6 protein-coding genes and 1 pseudogene are annotated in these 6,533 nt (G+C 60.0%); 2 read left to right on the forward strand and 5 right to left on the reverse strand.

Features of this window, described 5'->3' with window-relative positions; genetic code table 11:
- Window positions 1-567, reverse strand: a 567-nt coding sequence (gene mobQ, locus ACTG4M_RS16730; RefSeq protein ID WP_439124807.1) for a MobQ family relaxase, incomplete at its 3' end; no start/stop codon positions are given.
- Window positions 568-739: 172 nt separating this feature from the next.
- Here mobQ and ACTG4M_RS16735 point away from each other — a divergent pair.
- The gene (locus ACTG4M_RS16735; protein WP_439124808.1) at window positions 740-1,066 is read left to right on the forward strand and encodes a conjugal transfer protein TraD; all 327 of its coding nucleotides are present in this window, start codon (window positions 740-742) and stop codon (window positions 1,064-1,066) included.
- Between the two features lies 1 nt (window position 1,067).
- The gene (locus ACTG4M_RS16740; protein ID WP_439124809.1) at window positions 1,068-1,295 is read left to right on the forward strand and encodes a conjugal transfer protein TraD; all 228 of its coding nucleotides are present in this window, start codon (window positions 1,068-1,070) and stop codon (window positions 1,293-1,295) included.
- 58 nt (window positions 1,296-1,353) lie between these two features.
- Here the strand turns inward: ACTG4M_RS16740 and ACTG4M_RS16745 are convergent.
- The 4 genes and pseudogenes from ACTG4M_RS16745 to ACTG4M_RS16760 form a co-directional block, all read right to left on the reverse strand.
- A pseudogene (locus tag ACTG4M_RS16745) lies at window positions 1,354-2,517 on the reverse strand (tyrosine-type recombinase/integrase).
- 221 nt (window positions 2,518-2,738) lie between these two features.
- Window positions 2,739-3,704: an ABC transporter ATP-binding protein gene (locus tag ACTG4M_RS16750; protein WP_439124810.1), complete on the reverse strand. Its 966-nt coding sequence runs from the start codon at window positions 3,702-3,704 to the stop codon at window positions 2,739-2,741.
- Window positions 3,701-5,584 carry a dipeptide/oligopeptide/nickel ABC transporter permease/ATP-binding protein gene (locus ACTG4M_RS16755; RefSeq protein WP_439124811.1) on the reverse strand — a complete coding sequence of 628 codons (1,884 nt, stop codon included), beginning with the start codon at window positions 5,582-5,584 and terminating at the stop codon, window positions 3,701-3,703. Before ACTG4M_RS16755 ends, ACTG4M_RS16750 begins: the two co-directional genes overlap by 4 nt.
- Complete coding sequence (locus tag ACTG4M_RS16760) at window positions 5,581-6,528, reverse strand: ABC transporter permease (RefSeq protein WP_439124812.1); 948 nt, start codon at window positions 6,526-6,528, stop codon at window positions 5,581-5,583. Before ACTG4M_RS16760 ends, ACTG4M_RS16755 begins: the two co-directional genes overlap by 4 nt.
- Between the last annotated feature and the right edge of the window lie 5 nt (window positions 6,529-6,533).

A 6,533-nucleotide genomic window follows, 5' to 3' on the forward strand; every position in this document is an offset into this window, starting at 1 on the left:
GATGCGCACGTCGATGTCGAGTTCCGCCAGCCGCTCATTGGCAAGCGCAGCCCATCGTTCCCGCCAGCGTTCCAGCATCCCCGTGCGGTTCCAGTCCCGCATCTTCGGGCCAAAGCCAGTCTTGTCGACAGACCGCATCGTCAGCATGACATGGGCATGGGGCTTCGATAATCCGTCTTCGCCCCTGTCCCAATGCACGTTGAGATCAGCGATCATGCCCTGATCCACAAACTCCGACTGCGCAAAATCGCGGGCGAGCGCGATGCCCTGCACCTCACTCATCTCGCGCGGAATGGCGAACTCCACCTCCCGGGCCAGCTGCGCATCACGCCTGACTTCGATCGCCTCGACGGCGTTCCAGAGTTGTTCGCGGTCAGACCATGCCTCGGGTGCGGTCTCCGGCAGCAGGACCTCGGAATGCACGACACCGCGCTTGGCCGTGAAGTCATGGGAGCGGTCCAGCCGGTCGTCACGCAATCGCGACGCCGCGCGGTAGGCAGCGGACGCTACCGCGCTGGAACCAGCTGCGCGCCCGATGACCTTCACGTGGAGATGATAGATCGCCATAACGACCCGATCATCTACACAAGAACGCCGACGTCGGAACGACGTATAAGCGCGCCCTCCCTCAATAAAATCTCGGGAGCGATCAGCCCGGTTCGGACCGTCCCGACGACCCTGGAGCCTTCTGCAAGGTGCCCGGCTATCATCGCGGCATCAACACTCTATGGAGGATGCAATGCGCAAACCACGGGATTACGACGCGGAGTTGAAAGGACTGGAGCAGAAGGCGAAAGAGCTGAAGACACGCAAGGTGCAACAACTCGGCGAGTTGGTCATCGCCACTGGAGCCGATGCATTCAGTGCAGAGGAACTCGCCGGTGCGTTGATCGTGCTGGCCGAGACTACGGATGTAGCAAAAAGGGAGGCCTGGTCAAAACGCGGGGCCGCGTTCTTTCAAGGGCGGTCGCGGAAAACTGCAAAAGCGACTGACCGCGACGCGAAAAGCACTCCGACACAATCTGGCGGCGCGCCGTCGGCATCAGGCCGCCCGGGCACGGCATGATATGCGCAGCTGGCAGGTCGAACGCCGCAAACGCACCCGGCATCTGATTGAGCTGGGTGGTCTCGTCGTCAAGTCCGGGATCGTTGAATTGACCAACGACAACCGTGCGCTGATCTACGGCGGGCTCCTGTGGATGGCCGCGAAGCTGCAGAGCGACCAAGGAGAACATGCGCGGGAAGTCTGGGCCGGGAAGGGAAAGAGCGCATTCGAGGCGGACCGGGAAGGTTGATTCCCCTTGGTGCAGTAATCCTCAAAAGGCCTGCGGCCCCACGCAGTTTTTGGGGGCGCTACCCCATGCACAACTGTGCCCACCTCTCCATCAACGGCCGCCGCTGATCCAGGAAGTCGGTCTTGCGATAGGTGCGGACCACCTTGCTGTCGGATACGTGCGCCAGGACCATCTCGGCCACCTCATGCGGGGCGTCCGTCTCTTCGGCAAGCCAGGTGCGTAGGCTGGACCGGAAGCCGTGCGGACGTGCTTCCAACCCCCTGCGCTCCATCAGCCGCGCCATCGTCGCGTCACTGATGACCCCCTTGCGAACCGACGGAAACAAATACCCATCTCGCTCGTAGGGACGGGCAAGCTCGATAACACGTTGTGCCTCTTCACTGAGAGGGACTCGGAAGTCCTCCGCAGCGCCGAGGCGCGCCTTCATGTTCTCGGCGGGTACGATCCAGATATCGCCGTCGATTTCTTCCGGCCGCGCAAACCGCACGGGCCGTGAGCGAAGCCCTGTAAGGATGAGCAGCCGCAGCGCGAGATGCGTGATCGTCGGCTCCTCCAGCGAGGCGTAGAACGCAGGCACATCCACCTATGGCATGCTTGGGATCGATGTGACCTCATGCCGCTGCCGACCGAGGAGTTGTTTAGCCTTGGCAACGGCCTGCAGATCGACATCGAGACCCAAGGCAGCTGCGTGATCCAGGACGATCTTGAGGCGATTGGCCGCCTTCGTGGCCGTCGCAGCCTTGGAATGCCAGATCGGTGCAAGGGCGTCTCGGATATCATTCTGGGTGATCTCGGTGACAGGCATCCACCCGAGTTTGGGCAGCACATGATGCTCCAACGGGCTATACCATCGTCCCGCAGCCCCGTCCCCCTTGAGATCGGCCTTGCGGCTTTCGAAGGCATCCAAAGCTACATCCTTTAGAAGATGGCGGTCGCGCATGGCGTCCTGGCGTTGCCTGCGTCGATGCTCGATGGGGTCTTTGCCTTTGGCGACCAAAGTCCGATACTCGGAGGCGAGGTCCCGTGCGTCTTTCAAGGAGAGAGCCCTAAGGCCTCCGAGACCCATTTCCCTACGGCGTCCGTAAAGCGTGTAGCGGAAGACCCATTGACCGCCGCCATCCTCGCGCTTGATCAGTCGCAGGCCCTGGCCATCCTCATGCTTGCCCGGCGGCGCGGATTTGATGAAGAGGGCTGTTAGGTTCCCCAAGAATATATCCCCCAAATTATCCCCCACAAGCTACGGGATTTACTGGGATGACGCAAGGTCTCCTGAGATCGCCGCGCTAGGAAAACACATTCATTACAAGCATCTAAGGGATTAGCTGGGGTCCCCTGAGACTGGAATGCCATGCCGTGTGGGGGCACCATTTCATCCAAATACAAAACGAGTGACCGTAACCAGACCGATACTCTTGCGTCTGGCTATGGCCCTTTGACCCGCTGTTATGCTGCGCCACCCAGTGGGAAAAAACACGCGACTTCGCTATGCTCTGACGTAGGAGCAAGTGTCGGCACCTCTCCTCGGCAGCGGTCCTGTGCGCGGGGGCAGCGCGCGGCGAAAGCGCAGCCCAAGGGTGGGTTCAACGGATCTGGCAATTCGGTGCCCTTGGCCTCGGGTTCGGTCAGCGGACGACCGACGACTGGCGCGCTTTGGGCAAGTAACCGAGTATAGGGATGTTTTGGTGACGCAAACACTTCTTCGGCGGGGCCAATCTCGACCACCGAACCGAAATAGAGCACTGCGATCCGGTCGCTGACCGCTTCAACCACAGCCAAATCGTGGCTGATGAACAAGTAAGTCAGATTAAGTTCGCGTTTGAGATCAGCCAACAGGTTCAACACCTGCGCTTGCACCGACACGTCCAACGCCGAAACAGGTTCATCCAAGATCAAGATACGCGCGTTGGCCGCCAATGCACGGGCAATGCCGATCCGTTGCGCCTGCCCGCCCGAAAACTCGTGCGGGTAGCGGTCTAGAAATTCTTCGCGCAGGTTCACGCTGTCAAAGATCTCGGCGATCCGAAGTTGCCGGTCGGCAGCTGCCATCCCGTATAGATGCTTCAGCGGCGCTTCCATCACCTGACGGATCGTCTTGCGTGGATTCAATGATGAAATCGGGTCTTGGAAGACATATTGGATTTTCTTGCCAAAGAGCGCCGGATCAGCGGTATCCAGCGCCTGTCCCTCAATCTCAATCGTTCCGGTTGTCGGCTCCAAAAGCCCGACCAGCATCCGCGCGAGGGTGGATTTCCCACAACCGGATTCGCCCACGACGCCCAAGGTTTCGCCGTGCCGCACCGATAGCGTCACTGGGTGCACTGCCTTGACGGCTCCCTTAGCCGCGCCGAACAATGTGCGGCCGACCGGGAAAGTCTTGGACACATCCGTCAGTTTCAACGCGTCCGTCATTGCGCCACCCCGCGTGCGTCTTGCTCTGGGTAGAGACACCGCACCTTGCGCGACGCCGTTTGCTCAAGCGCGATATGCCCGGTTCGGCATTCCGGTTGCACCTTGAGGCACCGATCCGCAAAAGCACAGCCCTCGGGCAGGTTATCCACGACCGGAGGCAATCCCGCGATGGACTCAAGCCGCCGCTTACCGCCCCCCAATTCCGGCACACACGCCATCAGCCGCGCAGTATAGGGATGACGTGGCGCGCGAAGGATATCGTCGGTGCTGCCCTCTTCGACGATACGCCCGGCATACATCACCGCGACCCGGTCGCATAACTGCGCAACCACGCCAAAGTCATGGGTGATGAACACAATCGCAAGACCCCGCGACCGGCGCAGATCGTCCAGTATGGTCAGGACCTGCGCCTGCACCGTTACATCCAGCGCCGTCGTCGGTTCATCCGCTATGATGATATCCGGATCATTCGCCACCGCCATCGCGATGCCCACACGCTGCCGCATGCCCCCCGACATCTCGTGCGGATAATCCGACACCCGTTGTTCCGCGTTGGGAATGCGCACCGCGTTAAGCAACTCGACCGCTTTTGCCTGTCCTTCAGCCTTGCCGATAGGACGATGCGACCGGATCGCTTCGATCAACTGGTCGCCAACCCGGTAAAGCGGATGCAGCGTCGACAGCGGATCCTGAAAGATATAGGCGACGTTGCGCCCACGCATATCCCTCAGCCGACGATACGGCGCCCCAATCAGATCCTCGCCATCATAGTGCACTGCCCCTCCAGTGATCACTCCGGGCGGTGACGCCACCAATCCCATTAACGACAGAGCCGTGACTGATTTCCCCGACCCGCTTTCGCCGATGATGCCAAGACACTCGCCGGTCTCGACGTGCAGATCGACACCCCCGACAGCGCGATAGACACGGTCCTTCACATGGAACTGCGTCTCCAACCCCTGCACCTCCAAAAGCCCCTTGCCCGACGGTTCCGGCACAGGGCCACTCCGGCGCACCTGCGTCGTCACCATGGGCCGGGACAGCGCACCAGACTTCAGTCGGGGGTCCAGCGCATCGCGCACCCCATCGCCCAGCAGGTTGATCGACATCACGATGATCAGGATCATCACTCCCGGAACCACGGATGTGTGCGGATTGGTGATCAGCGCCGACCGCGCTTCGCCCAACATCGACCCCAGATCGGCCTGCGGCGGCTGGCTGCCCAGGCCAAGAAAGGACAAACCAGCAGTCTCAAGGATCATCCAGCCGATGGTGGTGGACATGGCAATCACAATCACCGGTATGACATTGGGCAGGATTTCGGACAAAATGATCCGCGTGTTCGAAAGGCCCGCCAGCCGTGCCGCATCGACGAATTCCTTATGCGCGATACCGACGGTGATGCCTCGAATGTTGCGCGCAAAGAACGGCACGTTCACAGCCGCCACCGCAATCAGCGCGTTGAACAGGCCTGGTCCCAGCGCCGCAACAATCGCCAAAGCCAAAAGGATATACGGAAACGCCATCAGCATATCGACACCACGCATGATGATGTTGTCGATGCGTCCGCCATAAAACCCGGCGATGATCCCGATTGCCGCCCCAAGCGTGGCAGCAACAATGGCGGCTGCGAACCCCACCGCCAAGGACAACCGTGTCCCCCACATCAAGCGTGACAGCAGATCGCGCCCCAGATGGTCGGTTCCAAGTAACGCTCCTTCCGAGAATATCGGCTGAAACCGACTGCTCGTGTTGGTCACATCCGGATCGGCAAGCGGAAGAACTGGTGTCAGGACCGCCAGGAGCACCACCAGCGTCATCACAATGCCGCCCGCCAACGCAAGCCGGTTCCGCGCCAGAAGAACCAGAAACGCCCTCATGTCTTAATCCTCGGATCAAGCAGGCTCTGCGCCACGTCGACCATGATGTTGAACAGGACATAGCAGGCAGCAACGAACACCACGCCGCCCTGCACCAGCAAGATATCACGCGTCAGGATCGCATCGACCAGCATCCGCCCCACGCCGGGCCACTGAAAGACAATCTCGATATAGACCGCACCTGACAGCACAAACCCCGCTTGAATGCCCAAAACCGGGATGATCGACACCATCGCAGCCCGAAGCGCGTGACGCCAGATCACACCGCGCTCATGCACGCCCTTGGCGCGTGCGGTGCGAATGAAATCTTGACGCAATACTTCGAGCATTGCCGACCGCGACAGCCGCGCAATTACGCCTGTCGCCACGACGGCCAAAGCCAATGCTGGCATGGTCAGATGCGACAGCAGCGCGCCCAGATCGCGATCCCCGTAAATGGGCCACATGCCAGACACCGGGAACCACCGCAGATTCACGGCAAAGAACAGGATCATCATCATACCAAGGAAAAATGATGGGATCGAAATGCCCAAAAGCACGACAAATGTTATGGCCTTATCCGCCAACCCATATTGGTTTGCGGCTGAAAACACGCCAGCGACAATGCCCAGAAACGCACACAACACAAAAGCCGACCCGGCAAGTATCAACGTCGCATTGAACCGCTCAAGCACCTCGTCCAGAACCGGACGGTTGAGCGCAAACGACGTCCCAAAATCGCCGGTCAGCATATTGCCCAGCCAGATGAAGTACTGCTGTACCAACCCCTTATCAAGCCCGAGATCCCGGTTCAGCTTCTCCACTTTCTCCGGTGTCGCATAGCTGCCAAGGATCGCTGTCGCCGGATCACCGGGAATCAAGGCCATGATCAGAAACACGATCACCGTGATACCCAGCAGGACCGGAATCGCAGACAGCAAACGCTTGAGGATATAGCCGGTCACAAAAG

The sequence above is a fragment of the Marivita sp. genome, from assembly GCF_965656765.1.
Lineage (GTDB): Bacteria > Pseudomonadota > Alphaproteobacteria > Rhodobacterales > Rhodobacteraceae > Marivita.